At 38.6% G+C, this 20051-nt stretch carries 18 protein-coding genes; 6 read left to right on the top strand and 12 right to left on the bottom strand.

What is annotated here, in order from left to right; genetic code table 11:
* Positions 1 to 55 precede the first annotated feature (55 nt).
* The 11 genes from panC to AC27GZ_RS13065 form a co-directional block, all read right to left on the bottom strand.
* The gene (gene panC, locus AC27GZ_RS13115; protein ID WP_487095659.1) at positions 56 to 910 is read right to left on the bottom strand and encodes a pantoate--beta-alanine ligase; all 855 of its coding nucleotides are present in this window, start codon (positions 908 to 910) and stop codon (positions 56 to 58) included.
* Between the two features lie 76 nt (positions 911 to 986).
* Complete coding sequence (gene panB / locus AC27GZ_RS13110) at positions 987 to 1781, bottom strand: 3-methyl-2-oxobutanoate hydroxymethyltransferase (protein ID WP_487095658.1); 795 nt, start codon at positions 1779 to 1781, stop codon at positions 987 to 989.
* Between the two features lie 77 nt (positions 1782 to 1858).
* A complete protein-coding gene (folK, locus tag AC27GZ_RS13105) occupies positions 1859 to 2353 on the bottom strand; it encodes a 2-amino-4-hydroxy-6-hydroxymethyldihydropteridine diphosphokinase (RefSeq protein WP_487095657.1) in 495 nt (164 codons plus the stop codon).
* 18 nt (positions 2354 to 2371) lie between these two features.
* Complete coding sequence (pcnB, locus tag AC27GZ_RS13100) at positions 2372 to 3679, bottom strand: polynucleotide adenylyltransferase PcnB (RefSeq protein WP_487095655.1); 1308 nt, start codon at positions 3677 to 3679, stop codon at positions 2372 to 2374.
* Positions 3680 to 3905: 226 nt separating this feature from the next.
* On the bottom strand, positions 3906 to 4586 hold the full coding sequence (locus tag AC27GZ_RS13095; RefSeq protein ID WP_487095654.1) for an SDR family oxidoreductase: 681 nt from the start codon (positions 4584 to 4586) through the stop codon (positions 3906 to 3908).
* Between the two features lie 41 nt (positions 4587 to 4627).
* The gene (locus tag AC27GZ_RS13090) at positions 4628 to 5242 is read right to left on the bottom strand and encodes a flavin reductase family protein (protein WP_487095653.1); all 615 of its coding nucleotides are present in this window, start codon (positions 5240 to 5242) and stop codon (positions 4628 to 4630) included.
* Between the two features lie 72 nt (positions 5243 to 5314).
* A complete protein-coding gene (gluQRS, locus tag AC27GZ_RS13085; protein WP_487095652.1) occupies positions 5315 to 6271 on the bottom strand; it encodes a tRNA glutamyl-Q(34) synthetase GluQRS in 957 nt (318 codons plus the stop codon).
* A 4-nt stretch (positions 6272 to 6275) separates the two neighbouring features.
* Positions 6276 to 6722 carry an RNA polymerase-binding protein DksA gene (gene dksA / locus AC27GZ_RS13080; protein ID WP_487095650.1) on the bottom strand — a complete coding sequence of 149 codons (447 nt, stop codon included), beginning with the start codon at positions 6720 to 6722 and terminating at the stop codon, positions 6276 to 6278.
* Positions 6723 to 7026: 304 nt separating this feature from the next.
* Complete coding sequence (sfsA, locus tag AC27GZ_RS13075; RefSeq protein ID WP_487095649.1) at positions 7027 to 7743, bottom strand: DNA/RNA nuclease SfsA; 717 nt, start codon at positions 7741 to 7743, stop codon at positions 7027 to 7029.
* A gap of 77 nt (positions 7744 to 7820) precedes the next feature.
* On the bottom strand, positions 7821 to 8315 hold the full coding sequence (locus tag AC27GZ_RS13070; RefSeq protein ID WP_487095648.1) for a hypothetical protein: 495 nt from the start codon (positions 8313 to 8315) through the stop codon (positions 7821 to 7823).
* Between the two features lie 76 nt (positions 8316 to 8391).
* Positions 8392 to 8877: an acyl-CoA thioesterase gene (locus AC27GZ_RS13065; RefSeq protein ID WP_487095646.1), complete on the bottom strand. Its 486-nt coding sequence runs from the start codon at positions 8875 to 8877 to the stop codon at positions 8392 to 8394.
* 196 nt (positions 8878 to 9073) lie between these two features.
* Here AC27GZ_RS13065 and hrpB point away from each other — a divergent pair, with 196 nt between their 5' ends.
* Positions 9074 to 11623: an ATP-dependent helicase HrpB gene (gene hrpB / locus AC27GZ_RS13060; RefSeq protein ID WP_487095645.1), complete on the top strand. Its 2550-nt coding sequence runs from the start codon at positions 9074 to 9076 to the stop codon at positions 11621 to 11623.
* 20 nt (positions 11624 to 11643) lie between these two features.
* On the top strand, positions 11644 to 13965 hold the full coding sequence (gene mrcB, locus AC27GZ_RS13055; RefSeq protein WP_487095644.1) for a penicillin-binding protein 1B: 2322 nt from the start codon (positions 11644 to 11646) through the stop codon (positions 13963 to 13965).
* 119 nt (positions 13966 to 14084) lie between these two features.
* Here mrcB and AC27GZ_RS13050 read toward each other — a convergent pair whose 3' ends face one another.
* Positions 14085 to 14435, bottom strand: a complete 351-nt coding sequence (locus AC27GZ_RS13050; protein ID WP_487095643.1) for a DUF3718 domain-containing protein — start codon at positions 14433 to 14435, stop codon at positions 14085 to 14087.
* 402 nt (positions 14436 to 14837) lie between these two features.
* On the opposite strand from AC27GZ_RS13050, the gene AC27GZ_RS13045 reads away from it, so the two are divergent.
* The 4 genes from AC27GZ_RS13045 (at position 14838) to thrB (ending at position 20025) form a co-directional block, all read left to right on the top strand.
* A complete protein-coding gene (locus tag AC27GZ_RS13045; RefSeq protein WP_487095642.1) occupies positions 14838 to 15185 on the top strand; it encodes a YebG family protein in 348 nt (115 codons plus the stop codon).
* A gap of 25 nt (positions 15186 to 15210) precedes the next feature.
* Entirely contained in the window at positions 15211 to 15933 is a 723-nt protein-coding gene (locus AC27GZ_RS13040; protein ID WP_487095641.1) for a M48 family metallopeptidase, read from the top strand.
* Positions 15934 to 16561: 628 nt separating this feature from the next.
* Positions 16562 to 19048, top strand: coding sequence for a bifunctional aspartate kinase/homoserine dehydrogenase I (gene thrA / locus AC27GZ_RS13035; RefSeq protein ID WP_487095640.1), 2487 nt, complete (start codon positions 16562 to 16564; stop codon positions 19046 to 19048).
* Positions 19048 to 20025, top strand: coding sequence for a homoserine kinase (thrB, locus tag AC27GZ_RS13030; protein ID WP_487095639.1), 978 nt, complete (start codon positions 19048 to 19050; stop codon positions 20023 to 20025). Before thrA ends, thrB begins: the two co-directional genes overlap by 1 nt.
* Positions 20026 to 20051 lie beyond the last annotated feature (26 nt).

Here is a 20051-nt window from a genome sequence, read left to right as displayed (position 1 = left end):
ATTTGATGTGTTACAGCAATAAAAGTATGGCTTGTTAGTGATACGGGTTTTTTGGTTATAAACTAACGGGTAGGTTATCAATTAATCTAGCTTTACCTAAGTAAGCAGCTGCAAGAATGACGATTTCTTTATCACCTGGTAGTGCTGGTGCTAGCGTCTGTGCATGACATAAATTAATGTAATCGGTTTTTAAGCCGGCTTGCTCTAGTTTTTCGCTAGCTTGCATCACAAGAGCGGCATAATCTCTAGGTTGTTGGTTGGTACGTAATTGGTCACTTAACCACTGTAATGTCTGGAAGAGGGTTGGCGCTACAGCCATTTCTTCAGGCGTTAAATAGCCATTACGTGAACTCATGGCAAGCCCTGAAGCTTCACGGATTATTTCCACAGGAATAATTTCAACCGGCATAGATAAATCTTCAACCATGGTTTTGATCACTTGTAGTTGTTGATAATCTTTTGAGCCAAAACATGCTACATCGGGTTGTACTAAGTTAAATAATTTACACACTACCGTGGCAACACCTCGAAAGTGTCCAGGACGGCTAGCACCACAATGTAAATCTGAAATATTTGGTACTTCAACAAAACTATTCTCACCCACACCTTTAGGGTAAATGGTGCTTGCTGTGGGCGTGAAAAGTAAATCGGTATCTACCGACGTTAAACTTGCTTTATCTTGCGCTAGCGTACGTGGGTAATTGTCTATATCTTCGTTAAGGCCAAATTGCATAGGGTTTACAAAGATACTAACAATAACTTTGTCGGCATGTTTGTGAGCCGCTTTTACTAACGCTAAGTGGCCATTATGCAAATTACCCATTGTCGGTACAAAAGCGATGGTTAAACCTGCCATTTTCCAAGCTTTTACTTGTGCACGTAACTCGTCGATATTTTCAATTGTGTTCATAGTTTTGTTTATCTGTTTATTTATCTTTTTGCCCAAAGGAGCTTACTTAACCTTTCAATGAGAGAGCCTCGAAAAGTTACTTAAATATGTGCTCATCTCCGGGGAAGTTACCGAGTGAAACTTCACTGATATAAAGCTCGATGGCTTTTTTAATATCACCCGTTTCCTTGATAAAGTTACGTGAAAACTTAGGCATGTAACTACAAGATATCCCTAAAGCGTCATGCATAACCAGTATTTGGCCATCTGTGTATTTACCCGCACCAATACCAATAGTAGGAATTGAAATAGCTTCAGAAATCGCTTTACCAAGAGGTTCTGGAATACATTCTAGTACTAAAAGTTGAGCACCAGCAGCTTCGAGTGCTTGGGCATCTTTAATCATTTGTTGGGCTTTATCGTCTTCTCGACCTTGCACTTTAAAGCCACCAAAGACATTGACTGATTGCGGCGTTAACCCTAAATGCGCACAAACTGGGATGCCGCGTTCAACTAAAGATTTAATGGTGTCAACTAACCACGAGCCGCCTTCCATTTTGACCATGCTAGCACCTGCTTGCATTAGTTTAGTGGCGTTAGTGAGTGCTTGCTCGGTTGTGGCATAAGTCATAAAAGGCATATCGCCAATGATAAGGGTGTCTTCAACACCACGTTTCACGCATTGAGTATGATAAGCCATATCATCAATTGATACAGGCAGCGTATCGTCTTGGCCTTGAAGTACCATGCCAAGAGAGTCACCAATTAATATGGCGTGAATACCAGCTTGATCGAATAACTTGGCAAAGCTTGCATCGTATGCCGTAATGGTTGAAATTTTTTCCCCTTGCTGTTTCATTTTTAACAAGGTTGAGGTCGTTATTTTAGCCATATAGTTCTCAAAAAGTTAGTTTGAGTAATTGCTCAATTTTCGCTACTTTCGCATAATTGAAATTCTAGCGCAATAGCTTAGCTTAGCCTTGTTATGCCATTGTTAGCAATATTTTGGCTCAATAGTTTTACACTTTCACCATTAGGTAAGGCTAGATCAGGTGCTATTTCAAACAAAGGTAATAATACAAATTCACGTACGTGCATGCCATAGTGCGGTACAGTAAGACGTTCATTGTTGATGACTTGATCACCAAATAGAATAATATCGAGATCTAAAATACGAGCGCCCCAGCGATTTTCTTTTCTTACTCTTCCTGCTTTGTTTTCGATAGTTTGTAAGGCATCAAGTAGTGCAATGGGACTTAGTGATGTTTCTAAAGCAAGCACTGCATTAATATAGTCATCTTGATCTTGTGGCCCCATGGGTTTACTGAGGTAAAGAGAAGATACTTCGGTTACCAAACTTTGCGGAATATGCTTTATCTCAGCAATTGCTTTGTGAACTTGTTCAATTGGCTTAGATAAATTACTCCCTAAGCCAATATAAGCTGTGGTACGAGAAACGGTCATAACGTGAGTTTCAGTAACCTATTCTTTAGTAAAATTGGTTGAAGGCTTTCTACGTTTTCTTGGCGTACGTCGACGTTTTGGAATGCCTTTAATACCTTTAACCATTTGCAGTTTGGCCTCAGGGGATACATTTTGAAAATCTGTCCACCATTTAGCTAGCTCAGCTAGTTGACTATTGTTGGATTCAATCTCACTACGCAGTAATAAGAAGTCGTAGCCGGCGCGAAATTTAGGGTGCTCAAAAACTTTAAACGCTTTTTTCCCTTCTCGGCGGACAAGTTTGTCTTGTAATATCCAAATATCTTTCATTACCCCTTGAAAGCGTTTAGGGATTGCGATGCTGCGTTGTTGTTCAGGCATTATTTCATTAAGGGCAGCAAAAAAAGCATCTTGAGGAGATAATGAATTATTCATATTAAGCTGGTCAATGTAGTGTCTGAGCGGGTACCAAAGCATGGCAGCAAAAAGGAATGCTGGCGTAACACGTTGATCATTGTTAATTCGCTTATCAGTATTGCTCATGGCGAGCATGATAAAGCGCTTAAGTTGCTCATCATTATTATCTAATGCTTGATCAACAGCAGGGAAAAAGAACTTAAACAAATGGTAATGGCGTAATTGTTCAAAGTTTTCAATCGCTTTGCCTGACAAAAATAATTTTAAAAACTCTTCAAACATTCTCGCCGCTGGAATATTTGCCATTAAAGGTGCAAGTTCTTTGATAGGCGCTTTGGTTTTTGCTTCTATCTCCATATCTAGCTTGGTGGCAAAACGTATTGCTCTAAGCATTCGAACAGGATCTTCACGGTAACGAGTCTCGACATCACCAATTAAGCGTACAACTTTATTTTCAATATCTTTAACGCCGTTGGCAAAGTCATACACTTTAAAATCTTTTGTTGAGTAATAAAGTGCGTTAATGGTGAAGTCTCGTCGTTGAGCATCTTCGTCAATGGTGCCGTAAATATTGTCACGTAACAGCATGCCATGTTCACTTTGTTTTGAAGTTTTTTTATCTTGTTTATCTTTTTCATCGTGGTGACCACGAAAGGTTGCTACCTCGATAATTTCTCGGCCAAAGACAATATGAGCTAAGCGAAATCTACGGCCTATTAAGCGGCAATTACGAAACAAGGCTTTGATTTGTTCTGGGGTTGCATTGGTGGCAATATCAAAATCTTTTGGCTTAAGGCCAAGTAAAATATCGCGAACACCACCACCTACCAAGTAAGCGTCATAGCCTCCTTTATTGAGACGATACAGTACTTTTAGAGCACTATCACTGATAAATTGGCGAGAAACAGGGTGCTGATCACGCGATAGCACAATAGGGTTATTAAGTATTGCTTCTGTTTGCTTGGCTTTAGTTGCTTTTGAGCCTAAAACCTTTTTGCATAGGTTGATTACGCTTTTGATGATGCAAACCTTTTTGAATAAAAAATTGTCTAAAAAATAATGGCGCAATCATACAGTAATCATGCCCGAAAGAGAATGAAAATGCAGCGATATTTGTTTATCACCGCATTAAAAATATTTGATTAAGCCATTTGCTTTACCAAGGTAACACTTCACCATTTGAGTGTTTAAATACACCTGTTTCGGCCATGGTTAAGTTGTCCATTAATGTTAATAATCGCTGAGCGGATACTTGGGCACTAATATCCCCATTACTGGTATCTCCTGGGGCGTTTACCATGTCAGTTTGTACGTAACCGGGATGATAAATACCCACTGCTATTTGCTGAGGTGCTAAGTCTTGGGCTAGTGACATGGCGCCAATATTGAGGGCGGCTTTAGACATTCTATAGCCATAACGCCCGCCAGAGGTGTTATCTGTGATAGAGCCCATTCTCGAAGTAATGAAGGCGACTTTACTACCGGCACTAAAATTAGTCAGTAATTGTTGCGTTAATGCTAATGGTGCAAGAGCATTGACATTAAATTGCTCAACAATGGTATCTTTATTGAAGTCAGTTAAGTTTTCATTGCGTAAGATGCCCGCATTATTAATCAGTAAATCTATTTCAATGTTACTTAGTGCCTCTTTTGCTTTAGAAATCCCTTCGTTGGTAGAGATATCAACTTGGTCGATCACAGTGGCACCAAGGGCGTCAAGTTGCGGTGAGCTTTGTCTGCATAATGCATAAACCTTATCTCCATTTTGTTGGCAAATTTTAGCCATCGCTAAACCTATGCCTCTATTGGCGCCGGTAATTACAATTGTTTTAGACATAATTTATCCTCGTTTGAATAGATACTTTTTGACTGACTGCTTTAAGCTGGTCGTGTCAAAGTGAATGGCTTGGTAATCGCTGCATATTCTCCACCACCAAGGCGAGCTAAAGGGGCTACTTTATCTGCATGTACTTTGATGCGCTCTTTACTATCTAGCTCAATAACTTCATCGTTTAGATAGACTTGTTTTACTTCAACAAAAATTAACGTTTGTGGTATTTCACCGAGCTCTTTAATTTCGTAAAGCTCACAACCATAGGCAATATCACAGCACTTGAGTCTAGGTAAAGAGAAGCCATCAAAGTCTACAGTTTCAAGGTTAGCCTGGCTAAGTTCTGACTCTCCGTGTTCAAGTGTTTGCGCTGTTTGTGTGACAATTTTAGCGTCTTTTTCTGAGGCAATATGAATGACTATTTTTTTATTGTTAAGCATATTGACTAAAGTATCTTTGCTATCGCCACTGGGCTTTTTTCCTACAGATAGCATAAGTATGGCTGGCTCACTAGAAACGGCAGTAAAATAAGAAAACGGTGCTAAATTATAACTACCATTATTAGAGTCGGTTAACGCCCATGCGATAGGGCGAGGAATAATGGTTTGTGTCATCAAGTGATAACGTTGGTTGGCGGAAAAGTCAGAAAAGGTTAAATTCATGGCTAAAGTCTACTTATTAGGTTTATATTCAATTGCTTCTTTAGGGCATTGATAGGTGCCCACGTTGATAGCTTAATGTTGTTCTATATTTATCTCTTTTACTGTTGGCACTTTGTCTCTAGACCAATGTTGTATCGCCCAATCAATAATATCACTTACTCTTTCGTGGGCTAAATCAGGCGGCGTTTCATGTCCTAAAAACGTTAGGGCTGCAATTAAGGCAGGTTGTGGATGATCATTATTAATTGCTGGCGCTTTATTTTGCTTACTCAGTTTATATCCTTGGTCAGTGATCGCTAAAGGAATATGCCCATATTGTGGTGCTTGTTTATTGAGTGTAGCAAATAAACTTAATTGCCTTGCTGTTGGCTCAAGTAAATCACAACCACGAATTACATGATTAATGCCTTGATAAATATCATCATGCACTACGGCTAATTGGTAGGCAAAAAGCCCGTCTTTACGATGAATGATGAAGTCCTCTTCGGCTAATGCTTGATTACATTGAACGTCACCCTGAAAAATATCAGTAAAATGACTAATGCCTTGTTGATTAATAAGGCGTGTAGCACTGTGATGTTGAGGATGGTTTAGTTGTCGGCAATGTCCTTGGTATATGCCACCAAGTGCTTTAATTTCAGCACGTGTACATTGACAATAATAACTTAATTTTTGTTGCTGAATGTCGTTGAGAAGGGCTTGATAGCGTTCAAACTGTTGGCTTTGATAAAGCACTTGTTCATCCCAGTATAAACCAAACGCTTCTAATGTAGATAAAATGTCAGCGCTTGCACCTGCTTGCTCTCTTGGCGGATCAATATCTTCAATTCTGACTAACCATTGCCCTTGTTCTCCAGATGAATTGATATGCGATTTTGCATCTAAAAAACTGGCGAATGCAGCAATTAAAGAACCAAAATGAAGAAGGCCAGATGGGGATGGAGCAAAGCGACCTCGATACCTTTGATTAACTAAGGTGTTTGGTCGCTTATTTTGCTGAGTGGTTTGTTTAACGTTAAGCGTATTCAATGGCTTAGCCAGCCATTTGACGCTCTTTAATTTCAGCTAATGTTTTACATTCAATGCATAAATCGGCTGTAGGTCGCGCTTCTAATCGACGAATACCAATTTCAATACCACAAGACTTACAGAAACCAAATTCATCTTCTTCAATTAATTGGAGAGTTTTTTCAATTTTCTTAATGAGTTTACGCTCACGATCTCGAGTACGAAGTTCAAGGCTGAACTCTTCTTCTTGCGCCGCTCTATCAACTGGATCTGGGAAATTTGCTGCTTCATCTTGCATATGAGTTACGGTACGGTCAACTTCTTCACGAAGTTGTACACGCCAAGCGTCTAAGATTTTTTTGAAGTGCTCTTGTTGTGGAGCACCCATGTATTCTTCATCAGCTTTTTCAACGTAAGGTTCAACACCAGCTAATGCCATTACACCTAATGCTTTATTTTTACTCGTTGGCATGCTTTATCTCCTAATGCTACAAAGACCAAGGTTGCTAGATGGTTATCACACAACGCTTTTTGGTTGTAAGTGCCAATACTATTGATAATAGACCTAAAATATCAGGTTTATATTGTACCGCCTTAAAGAAAAAACAAGGCTTCCGATAAATTAATCGGGAAATAAAAAATAACTTTAGCGTAATCAGTGGGTTAGTTTTTGTTGCTAACCTGTGGTTTTAAATTATTTTTATTGTTTTTTTTAAGGGCAAGCTTTTTTAGCAATTTTTGCTAGGGTTCGTCAATCATTATCTTTATAAAATAGTTTAAATAACGGTGTTTATTTCTGTTGTTATTTCCATTTTAGTGAACGCACTATTTAATTCTATTTCGGCTTTGTAGGCGATTATTTCTACGCCTGCAGATTTTGCTTCAATGATTAATTCGTTGTACTTTTTATCTATATGTTTGGCTATTTTCACACAATTAATGCCTGAGTGTAATACCGCAAAAAGCAATACTGCACGTTGGCCTTGTTGAGCGACTTCGATCAGCTCTCGTAAGTGTTTTTGTCCACGAGTGGTCACAGCATCGGGAAAATAGCCTTGTTCACCTTCTAATAAGGTGACACTTTTAACTTCAATGTATACATCAGGTTTGGTTGAGCCAGATAACAAAAAGTCAATTTTACTGTTTTCACTGCCATACTTTACTTCCCTTTGTATGCGAGGGTAGTCGGTAAGTTGTGTGATTAATTGATTAGATATTGCTTCTTCAACTAACTGATTTGCCCTGATGGTATTAACACAAATATAATGGTTATTTGCGGTTTGGGTGATCTCCCAACTAAAAGGGTATTTACGTTTAGGATTATCAGAGGTGCTATACCAGACAATATCGTTTGGCTCTGCACAGCCAGACATCGCGCCAGTGTTAGCAACATGCAACGTGGTGTCCGTATTATCAGCTAATATTACATCAGCAAGAAAACGTTTATAGCGTTTAATTAGGGTGGCTTTTTGAAGCGGTGGGGTAAACAGCATTTGCTTTAGACCTGTGAGAGCAGAGGTATCGTATAAGCAAAATGGTATCTTGTGTGGGTCAATTTATCACTATTTTTTTATAAATTTGCCACGGCGCTGTTCTGATTATTTATAAAGCTGTTTAGCCAAGCTTTGGCATTGACAGAGTCACTGAAAAAGTGAAATTGAATAGGGCAGTTTTGGTAAATACGTTGTAACTGCATTTGTAACGTATCAGCATGGGTGGTGTCATTAATGACTGCTGCTATGGCTATCATGCCATGCTCAATTCTATAGTGGGTGGTTTCTATTAAAGATTGTTCTGCATCTGGGGTGAAAACACTATTGCCTCGGTAAGAAATTAGCGAAGCCCACGGGTTGCCACTCATTTTTTGAGTGTATCTTTCAATGTCTTGTTGGTACATTCTGGCGATATCTTCATCGAACGGTCCCTGAGCATCTACTAATAAAATGTTGTTTTCTTGTTCGATACTATAACTTCCTTGCCTGAAATTTTGCATGTTCCCCCCAATAGATAAAAATTTTCTGGACATGATTGATAGCAAGTTTTCCATTGCTTGCCAAGTAAGCATAATTTATTTTCTTTGCAAGTTTATATTCTATTTGTTTTTCAAATAAGTATAACTGGTCAGCTGTTTTTAATAATAATTACTTCCAGCCTAACTTTTCTTCAAAATCTTGATCTAATTGTTTAGCAAAGTCTTTAGCATGCATAGCCACTTGCTCTAACATTTTTTCTTCTTCTGATTCAGGGATAAACTTAGGTACTTTTACTGGGTAGCCGCTTTCATCGATCGCCATAAAGCTGATAAAACAGCGATTGGTAATAACGGTATTGCTACCTTTTGGATCTCTCGCTCGAATGACAACATAAATATGCATGCTAGATTGGCCGGTATGTACTATTTGAGCGGTTACAGACACCATTTGTCCAACAAGAATGGGGCGAATAAAGCGGATGCCATTCGCTGAAACCGTTACACTATAACGCTTACTCCATTTTGCTGCACAGGCATATGAAGCTTGATCTATCCACTTCATGACCATGCCACCGTGCACCTTACCGCCAAAATTCACATCGGTTGGCTCTGCAAGAAAACAAAACTCGACACTGTTATCATTGTTATTACTCATCACTCATAAGCCTATTTTGTAGTCGTTCAGCTATCAGTATAGTCAAGATAAAAGGCTTAGCTATTGAAGGTGAATAAATACTTAAAATGGTGGAGGCAAATTTTTTTAACAGTGAAAAACTGATACGTAGCGCAGTAATAGCTATTAAAAATTGTTATTATAAAGTCACTTTTTTGCTGTGTTTTTGTCAAGTACCGTGTCTTTACCTATAAACGCTATTCAATCTCAATTTTGTCAGACCATCACCACTGATAATATGGTGATATTATCGGCGCCGCCGGGCGCTGGTAAATCGACATGCTTACCTTTATGGCTGTTGACACTTACAGAATTTTCTCAACAAAAGATTTACTTGCTACAGCCGCGAAGATTGGCGGTGAAAAATATTGCTACCTATTTAGCCAATCAACTGAATGAGCCGGTAGGAAATACCATAGGTTATCGGTTAAGAAATGAAACCAAAGTTTCCGAAAAAACACGATTGGAAGTAATTACAGAAGGTATATTAACGCAAATAATTCAACGCGATGCCGAGCTTAGTGAGTGTGCATTAGTGATTTTTGATGAATTTCATGAACGTTCTTTGCATGGCGATCTTGCTTTTGCATTAGCACGCGATATTCAGCAGGGATTACGTGAAGAGTTAAAAATACTGTTGATGTCAGCGACTTTAGATATTGAATATTTAACTGACGCTTTACCTGATGCCAAAATTTTAAGAAGCGACGGTCGAAACTTTCCTATTGAGTACAGTTATCAAGCACCTGCCAATATACAACGCTGGCGTGACCATACAATAAGCGTGATTAAGCAGCAAATGATTGAGCACCAAGGCTCTATCTTGGTTTTTTTACCCGGTGTTGGTGATATTCGTTTTATTAGTCAAGCTCTTGAGCAGTATTGTCCTGACGATTTACTTTTATGCCCGTTATTTGGTGACCTTAGCTTACAACAACAGCAACAAGCGATAAAACCCTGTGACTTAGGGCAGCGAAAATTAGTACTTGCCACCAATATCGCAGAAACCTCTTTAACGATTGAAGGGGTGAATATGGTTATAGATAGTGGCTTTGAAAAGCTGGCTATTTATGACCCGGCTAGCTTAATGAATAAATTGAACCAGCAACAAATTTCAAAGGCATCAGCCATACAAAGGGCAGGTCGTGCAGGTCGTTTAATGGCAGGACGCTGTATTCGTTTATATTCAAAAGATGATTTTCAGCGCAGGCCTGAGCAAAGTCGCCATGATATTCAACAAGCCGATTTATTACCAACATTGATTGAGGTTGCTCGTTGGGGTGTGAGTCGTCTAGCAGAGCTCCCTTTTTTAGAATTCCCTAGTGAAACTAAAGAACAACAAGCATGGCAAGAATTACAAAGCTTGGCGATCGTTGATAAGCAACACAGGTTAACAGAGCATGGCCAACAAGTTGCAAAACTGCCTTGTCATCCTCGTTTTGCGCATATGCTGATTCAAGCCAAAAATATAGATGACAAGAGTGCGTTACTGGCTTGTATGCTCACGGCACTTTTGGAAGAGCGAGATATTTTATCGAAAGACAAAGCGCAATGTGATTGTGATATCAGTCACCGTATTGAGCAATTAATCGCTTCTTGGCATAAGCCCTATGGTGTTGTGAGTAATATTGTTAAGCAAGTGAACGCATTAGCGAAAAGTGTAAAACTCAGTCAACATAAAATTAGTGCTTTGCTTAGGCAATTACCCGTTGAAATGACGGGGTTATTACTGGCGTATGCTTACCCAGAGCGAGTTGCAATAACAAGAAATTCGTCTGGAGACTATGTGTGTGCTAACGGTAAAGGTGTTCGCATTGATGAGCAAGATATGATGGCGGCTGAGCCTTTTATTCTTGTTGCAGATTTAATGAAAGTTCAAAATGTTTTACGGGTTCGTTTGGCTGCAAGGATTGAGTTAGCTCAAATTGAGCAAGTGTTTACTAAAGATATTGTTGAGCAAGAGTTAGCACTGTTTGATGATGTTAGCGGCAAGATTCTTGTCAGAAAACAAGTGAAACTTGCGGCACTGGTTTTATCTGAAACTATCTCAAATAAAACAATTGATACAGAAACTATCATTCAGATGTGGTGCGATTATGTGCGTCAAAAGGGCTTAAAAGTATTATCTTGGCAACCTAAAGATATTGCCCTAAAAGCACGCTGGCAGTGGTTGGTAAGCTTCTTCCCAGAATATAATTTACCGCTTATCTCCGAGCAGTTTCTCCTTGACAATTTATCGACCTGGTTTGCACCGTTTGTTGGTGAAATACGATCCAAAGCTAAGTTGGCTAAACTTGATTTATCTAACATGTTATTGTCTCAATTAGACTATCAACAACAACAAATATTATCGCAAGCTGCGCCGACACATTATACTGGCCCTACTGGGCGGCAGTGTCCAATCACTTACGGAAAAGAAAAGTCCCCGAAAGTATCACTACCCATGCAAGAAGTATATGGTTTACAGCACACACCTCAAGTCGGGCTAACTAATAATAACCGGATGAATAACAAGGGTGGTGTAGCGCTTGTTTTAGAGTTATTATCGCCCGCACAACGGCCTATTCAAGTCACACAAGATCTTGAGCAGTTTTGGGCGGGCAGCTATAAAGCTGTACAAAAAGAGATGAAAAGTCGTTACCCCAAACACTACTGGCCTGATGATCCTGCTAATGCAAAAGCAACCAATAAAACCAAGCGTCATATTGAGAATAACCCAGCAAGATAAGATTAGGACTTAACAAATTAATGGTAACAAAGAAAAAAAACAGTAAACCTGCAGTTCAAGTAAGTAATAAATCTTGGGTAAGCTGGCTATTAAGTACGAGTGCAAAGCTTATCGTCGCGATTATTTTTATTGTCTTTTTCTTCACTATATATCTAGACGCGAAAGTACAAAAGAAATTTGAAGGCCAACGTTGGCAAATTCCCGCACAAATTTATGGTCAAATAGAGCAGTTATATATAGGCACTCCAGCGAGTATCAATCAACTTGCAGAAACATTGAAACTTAACGGTTATCAAAAGGTAGCTAAAGTAAGTATTCCCGGTCAGTTTACACAGTCTGATAACCGGTTAATTATCTACCGTCGAGCCTTTGACTTTCCTCATGCGAATGTAGGGGAAAGCAACGAAGCATTACAGCTCATCATTGATGTTGAACAGGGCAGGATCAGTCAACTTTTTATCGATAATGCTGCGGTAGATTCCGTAAAACTTGAGCCTATTTTATTAGCCCGTTTAGTGCCCGACAACAAAGAAGATCGTGTTTTAGTTGAACTTGAAAATGTACCCACGTTATTGCTTGATACTTTGCTTTTAGTTGAAGATCGTGATTTTTATCATCATCAAGGCATTTCTCCTCTAGGCATACTGCGCGCTTTATATAGTAATTTAGCGGCTGGTCGCACAGTTCAAGGAGGCAGTACGCTTACCCAACAGCTTGTTAAAAATATGTTTTTAACGCGGGAGCGAACGTTAACGAGAAAATTTAAAGAAGCGCTGATGGCATTGATTATTGAAGTGCGCTACAGCAAAGATCAATTACTTGAGGCTTATATAAACGAAGTTTATTTAGGGCAACATTATGCTCATGGTATTTATGGTTTTGGTTTGGCGGCTAAGTTTTATTTTGGTAAGCCAATCGAAGAACTGACGAATGCGCAAACAGCATTGTTAATCGCCCAAGTAAAAGGGCCCAGTTATTATGATCCTTGGAAGAGAGCTGATAGAGCCAAAGCGAGACGTGATTTAATTTTACGTCTGATGCTTGAGCAAAACTTTTTATCGGTAGCTGAATTTGAACAAGCGGTTTCATCGCCATTAAACATTCGCAAACAACGCCGTTTTAAAAACCAAAATTACCCAGCTTATCTGCAATTGGTTAAAAAAGAGTTGAATCAGCAATTAACTGAGAGTCAGCAAAAGTCAGGCCTTCGTGTCTTCACGGGTTTTTCACATTTGAGTCAGCAATTATTAGAGCAAACCGTTGCAGAACAATTAAATGTATTAGAAAAGCAATATCAGCAAAGTGCCTTACAAGCAGCCATGATAGTAACAGATATCGAAACTGCAGAAATTCGTGCCTTAGTAGCAGATAAACAAAGTGGTTATGCAGGTTTTAATCGCGCTTTGCATGTAGATCGTCCCATAGGATCTTTAATAAAACCCATTATTTATTCAGCCGCACTCGAGCGCTATGAGCACTATAATTTAGCCACTGTATTAGAAGATAAGCCTATTACCTTAAGTAGTGAAAAAGGACAAAAATGGCAACCTAAAAACTATGATGGTGAATACCGTGGTCAAGTACCGCTTATTGATGGTTTAGTGAAATCATTAAATATTCCTACCGTCAATTTAGGTATGGAGTTAGGTTTAAACAATATTGTGAATATGATGGATTCTTTAGGTAACACTGAAAATATTGTAGTTAGGCCATCCATGTTGCTTGGGGCAATTAATATGTCCCCATGGCAAATAAATCAATTATTTTTACCATTAGCGAATCGAGGGCGATCGTTAAAAGCACACGCGATAAACACCATTGTGACTAACAATGGTGTAACACTTTGGCGTTTTGAAGAACAACCAGAACAAATTTTATCAACTAATGCCGCTTATTTGATTGATTACGCTTTAACACAAGTGACTAAAGCCGGAACTGCAAGGTCGTTATCTTGGCGGGTTAAAGGCGGAGAACTTGCTGGGAAGACAGGTACAAGTAACGATCTCAGAGATAGTTGGTTTGTTGGTTATGATAATAAGCATTTGGTTACAACATGGCTCGGCCATGATGATAATAGATCAACGCAATTAACCGGTAGTTCAGGCGCTTTAGTGTTATTTGCCGATTATATGAAAAAGCAGGGTGTCGTTAATAAAGTTAGGGTGAAACCAGCAACAATTGCTATGACGCAATTTGAGTTACAAACAGGTAATGCTGTAGCAGCTGAATGCGAAGATATGGTTAATTATCCTGCAATCTCTTTAGGTATTCAAATAACTAATAAGTGTTTAAAAGAGAAAGTAGATAACCGCTCTTGGTTTGAAAAAATATTTGGAGATTAGGTTTGTTATCGGCTTTTGTTATCAGTAAATACCATTAAACGGAGCACCCACTACCACTAATGTTCAGTCACTTAGTAGAGTGCTCTTGTTTAATAACTCATGCCCCAACTCTCTATACTTTACTCTGTGAAACTAACGTTTAGTTTAGCCGTGGCAGCAGTATCAATAATACTAACGTTACCAATACTTTTTTGTAATTTAGCTGCTGTTTTAGTTGCGCCACGGTTTTCAGCAAAACTAATAATGTCTTCACCATTACACATTACTTTTAAAGCAACTGTTTTGTCTTTTAAATGATATGAATCAGTTGTGCGATTTAGGCGATGAACTTTATTGCTCATTGCTGCTTTACATACATCAACAAGCGCTGTTTTCATATAAGGGCTCATAGCGGCTTGGCTTGATAAGCTGAATGTTAAAGCTGGAATCGCTGTGGCCAGTGCAATAAGCGTTGTTTTTAATGTTCTCATGATATGCTCCGTAATATTTAATCAATGTGTTACCCAAATGCAACACGCAATATAATAGTGGAATATTTTTGAAAAAAAGTTGTTAACGCTTTGCTTGTGGATGTAAGTAAAAAAACATTAATTTTACGGTGTAATTTGCTAAGTTGTTGATAGTTTGTTCAATCGTTTAAAATCAATTGTGTAGTTGTTTCAAAGATTTTACATTTGTAAATAATTTGACATACGAAAAGCTTTGTAGTTGTAATTTAACGTGAGATGAAACGCAGTCTATTTTGATTGTTTTATAATTATTTTTTGATTTAATTCAAATGAACACTGTTTTTATGTACAGTTTTGAGCGGTTTGTGATATGCTCTTTAAAGTAATTTTAACTTTTTCTTTTAACATGACTAAGGAATAACAATGGCAGTTGAAAGTAGATTTGTCGTCATTAGACACGGGGTGGAGGCAAAAACATTTATGGATAAGAAATCAGCAGATGAATACGATAAAATGTTGGATATGGCTGATAATTTGGCTGATGTCTTTGCAAATGCGCCGATAGAAATGACAGATTCAGTGAGTGAAGAGCTTAGTATTTATTTAGCACAACACAGAGAAGAAGTATTGGTTGCCTTACTTGCGAAAAAGCCAGCCAAAAAGCCGGTACCCCCTGCAACTGAAAGCGCAGAAGAAAAACCTGTTGCTGAAGTAAAAGCTAAACCAAGAAAAAAAGCCACAGAAAAGCCAAAGCTTAGTGAGGCAAGCTAAAAGTGAAGCAAGCTAAATACTAAGCATGATTGACTATAAAGTTGTTCGAAGTGGACGACGCAAAACACTTTCTTTACAAGTGCAACAAGGTAAAGTGTTGGTCCGTGCGCCTCATTTTGTCGATAGCAAATTTATCGATGAGTTAATTCAAGAAAAGTTAACTTGGTTAAAAGCTAAAGTACGAGAACAATCGCAACGAGTTAAACAACGTTTTTGTTTTAATCATGGCGATCAATTGTTCCTGTTGGGTAAGTTAGTACGATTAAAAGTTTCTTTTGCTAGCAGCGCAAAGACTTGCCTTATTGAACACCATGAAAAACAATCAGAGCTGCATGTTATTCTTGCCAAGCGTTATGTTGAAAAGTTTCGTGATCAGGCGCTTTTACGTGTTGCGGTTAAAAAACATCTAGAGCGTTATTTTAAGCAAGAAATGCAAGCGCTTATTACCTCAAAGGTGAATTATTATAGTGAGCTAACTCAGCTAAAACCGTCACATATCAAATTACGTCAATATAGCGCTCGTTGGGGGAGTTGTAACAATAAAGGCGAACTCAGCTTTAATTATTTATTGATGATGTTGCCTGAGCATGTGATTAATTATGTGGTTATTCACGAGTTATGCCATTTACGTCATCTTAATCACTCAGCCAATTTTTGGCAGCTAGTTGCTAAACACTGCCCTGATTACAGACATGCTAAGCAATGGCTTAAAGATTATCAGCCGCAATTAGTTTGGCAATTACCCTAAGACATCTAGTGCAACCCTCATACAAACTGTCACTTCAGGTTAACGCTTAATTACAGTTAGCTAGTTGTGATTGTTTTATCATCACCTCATCCAAAAACATAGTGGCATGAAATTAGCTTATTTCTTAGTTTTTCAATGCTTTGAAGTATAAAGCACAATTTATTGACACTCACTGACAAAGTGCAGAGAAATCGTGCAGAGGAAATCGTGATGAAATTTAATACTCATAGTATAAGTACAGCGCTCATATACACAGTATCAACAGTAATGTCTGTTGCCAGCTTTTATTATATATTAGCAAGTTAATATCTGTCTTATTGCCCTAGAAAGCGGCCTAGCTTTTCATGGGTCGCTTTAATAAAGTGAATAACTATCTATTTATTTTTGATTAATTATTCATAGCCTATAACTTTTTATTCTGATTTGACTATGCCATTAAAGGTTGACACCTAGCCACAAATCAGGCATTTTATCAGCCATGAATATTACTACTAGCCGCATTACCATTATTACAACCACCACCCGAATTGGGATGGCGGTCGCTGGCTAACGTGTAAAAAATACAAATTTTATCCAAGCCCGTGACCTGAAAAGTTGCGGGCTTTTTGTTTTTAGAAAGGGAAAAATCATGCGTGTACTTAAATTTGGTGGTTCATCGCTGGCTTCAGCAGAACGTTTTCGTCAAGTTGCTGATATCGTCAGAGATAAAAGTAAAGAGTCGAAAGTTGCTGTTGTTGTTTCTGCGCCCCAAGGTGTAACCAATCATTTGGTGGCTATGGCAGAAAATATTACTGACGAAGCAAAGTTAGTTACTGATTTAGGTCATTTTAAACGCGCAATTACTACCATTATTGAAGACTTATCAGCAAGCTTACCTGACTTTAATTCACAACATTGTGAGCAAGCATTAATCAATTACGAGCATCAACTTCAGCGTTATATGCAAGGCGCTACTATGTTGACTTATTGCCCAGATCATATCCGCGCACGTGTCATTAGTACGGGTGAACGCTTAAGTGTTGCTATATTAGATTCGGTATTACAATCATCAGGCTTACAAGTATCGCTGTTATCACCTGAAAAGTTTTTATTTACTAGTGAATCATCACTTAATGCTGTGGCAGATTTGGTCTTATCAAAAGAAAAGTTTGCCGCTTGTTACGACAATTTAAATCCTATTTCATTAATGCCGGGCTTTATTGGCATGAGTGTTAATAAAGATGGTATTGAAGGCAATATTACTACGTTAGGTCGCAATGGCTCTGATTATTCAGCAGCTGTATTAGCTGTCTGTATGCAAGCAGAGTGCTGTGAGATATGGACGGATGTTGATGGTGTTTATAATGCCGATCCACGCATGATTAAAGAAGCTAAGCTACTTGATTATTTATCGTACCAAGAAGCGATGGAATTATCTTACTTTGGTGCCAGCGTACTGCACCCAAAAACTATTGGTCCAATTGCGCAATATCATATCCCTTGTTTAATTAAGAATACTAGCAATCCTGCGGCACCAGGTACTTTAATTTCCAATGAGAATGATCAGAAAAAACAAGTGAAAGCTATTTCCAACCTTGATGATTTAACTATGGTTAATGTCTCAGGGCCTGGCATGAAAGGCATGGTTGGTATGGCAAGTCGAGTGTTTGCTACCATGAGCCGTGAAAATATTTCTTTAGTGTTAATTAGCCAGTCATCAAGTGAATATTGCATTAGTTTTTGTATTTACTCCGTGGATGCACAACGTGCAGAACAAAGTTTAAAAGAAGAGTTTGAACTGGAATTATTAAATGGTTTACTTGAGCCTGTAGCACTAAAAGGCGAATTATCTATTGTCTCACTTGTAGGTGATGGTATGCATCATCAACAAGGTGTTGCGGCTAAATTCTTTAGCTCGCTTGCTCAAGCGCGAGTGAATGTGGTTGCGATTGCACAAGACTCATCTGAGCGTAGTATTTCTGTTGTCGTTGAACAGCGCAAATGTACAGATGCCATGAAAGTTAGTCACCAAAACTTTTTCTCTCATAAACCAACTATTGATGTGTTCTTAGTGGGTTGTGGGGTTGTTGGTAGTGAGTTAATCGCGCAAATATCACGTCAACAAGCTAGCTTAAAAGCACAAAATATTGCCTTGAAAGTGTATGGTATTGCAAATTCAAAAGGCATGGTTTTTGATCAAGAAGGTATTGATTTAGATAACTGGCAGACAGCAATTAAACAAGGGCAAGAATCAGGTAATTCGCTTGAAGTGAATGTTGAAAATATTAAATCTTTTGTCCGAGATAATCATTTAATAAACCCTGTCTTAGTGGATTCAACCTCAAACGAAGCATTGGCTATGAGTTATGTTGATTACTTAGCTGAAGGTTTCCATGTTGTTACGCCAAATAAAAAGGCCAACACAGACTCGTGGCAATATTATCAGGCGCTTCGTTCTGCAGCACAAAAAACTAACCGCCGTTTCTTATATGAAACAACTGTTGGTGCTGGCTTACCTGTTATTGATACATTACAAAGCCTGATCAAAGCAGGTGATGAGTTACAACGATTTGAAGGTATATTATCAGGATCGTTATCCTATATTTTTGGTAAATTAGATGAGGGCATGTCGCTATCAGAAGCGACGGCTATAGCCAAAGAAAATGGTTTTACTGAGCCCGATCCGCGTGATGACTTAAGCGGTATGGATGTTGCCCGTAAATTACTTATTATGGCGCGTGAATCTGGTATGCAATTAGAGTTATCAGATATTCATATTGAGTCGGTTTTACCAGCTGATTTTGATGATAGTGGCGATGTAGCTGAGTTCATGAATAACCTATCAAAATTAGACGAAGACGTTAGTGCTCGTTCTGAAGCGGCTAAAAGTGAAGGTAAAGTGTTACGTTATATAGGCAATATTGTTGATGGAAAGTGTCAAGTCTCTATTGAAGCTGTTGATGTAAATCATCCTCTTTATAGCATCAAAGATGGTGAGAATGCCCTAGCCATTCATAGTCGTTATTATCAACCATTACCGTTCGTATTACGTGGTTATGGAGCAGGTGCAGCTGTGACAGCAGCAGGTGTGTTTGGTGATTTATTAAGAACACTTGCTTGGGAGCAACAGCACTAATGAGTAATGCAGTAAAATCTCAGCAGCGCGTCTCTGTATTTGCACCAGCTTCTATCGGTAATGTTAGCGTTGGTTTTGATGTGTTAGGTTTGGCTGTTAAACCTGTTGACGGCACATTATTAGGGGATGTGGTAACGGTTGAAGCCGCGTCGGAAGACAACCTTATTGTTGTTGGCTCTTTTGCAGATAAATTACCAAAATCAAAAGAAGACAATATTGTTTGGTCTTGCCTGCAATTGTTTAATCAAGCATTAACAGTAAATGATAAAGCGCCAGTTAAGTTGTTGTTAACACTTGATAAAAAAATGCCAGTTGGTAGCGGTTTAGGATCAAGTGCGTGTTCTGTAGTAGCAGCATTAGCAGGGCTAAATAGTTATTATGCTAAGTTTGAAAACTTTAGTTTTGATGAAAAGACTTTGCTAAAAATGACTGGCGAAATGGAAGCGAAAATTAGTGGTAGCTTGCATTATGATAATGTTGCTCCTTGTTATTTGGGCGGTTTGCAATTGATGGTGCCTGATAGCGACATTATAAGTCGCGTTTTACCAGATTTTAGTGATTGTTATTATGTGATGGCCTACCCAGGTATTGAAGTATCAACAAAAGCCGCTCGCGATGTATTACCAACAAGTTATAGTCGCGCGGATGTGATAAAGTATGGTCAAAATTTAGCGACTTTTGTAGATGCGTGTCATCGACAAGATAAAGAGCAAGCATTCTCTGTGTTAACGGATGTGGTAGCAGAGCCTTATAGAACAGAGTTATTACCAAAATATCAACAAGCACATGATCATTTAAAAGCACAAGGTGCACTTGCTGTGGGGATTTCTGGCTCAGGACCAACTTTATTTTGTGTTTGTGATAGCGCACAGCATGCAGAAAATTTTGCACAATGGCTGAAAGAAAACTACTTACAAACGGCACTAGGTTTTGTTCATATTTGTCAAGTGGATGAAGCCGGCGCAGTAGACATATAATCCTAAGCGGGAGTGATTCGCGCTTA

Source organism: Colwellia sp. SU-HH00943, assembly GCF_057546125.1.
The sequence above is the reverse complement of the archived record's forward strand: the minus strand, read 5'-3'. Positions and strand labels throughout refer to the sequence as shown.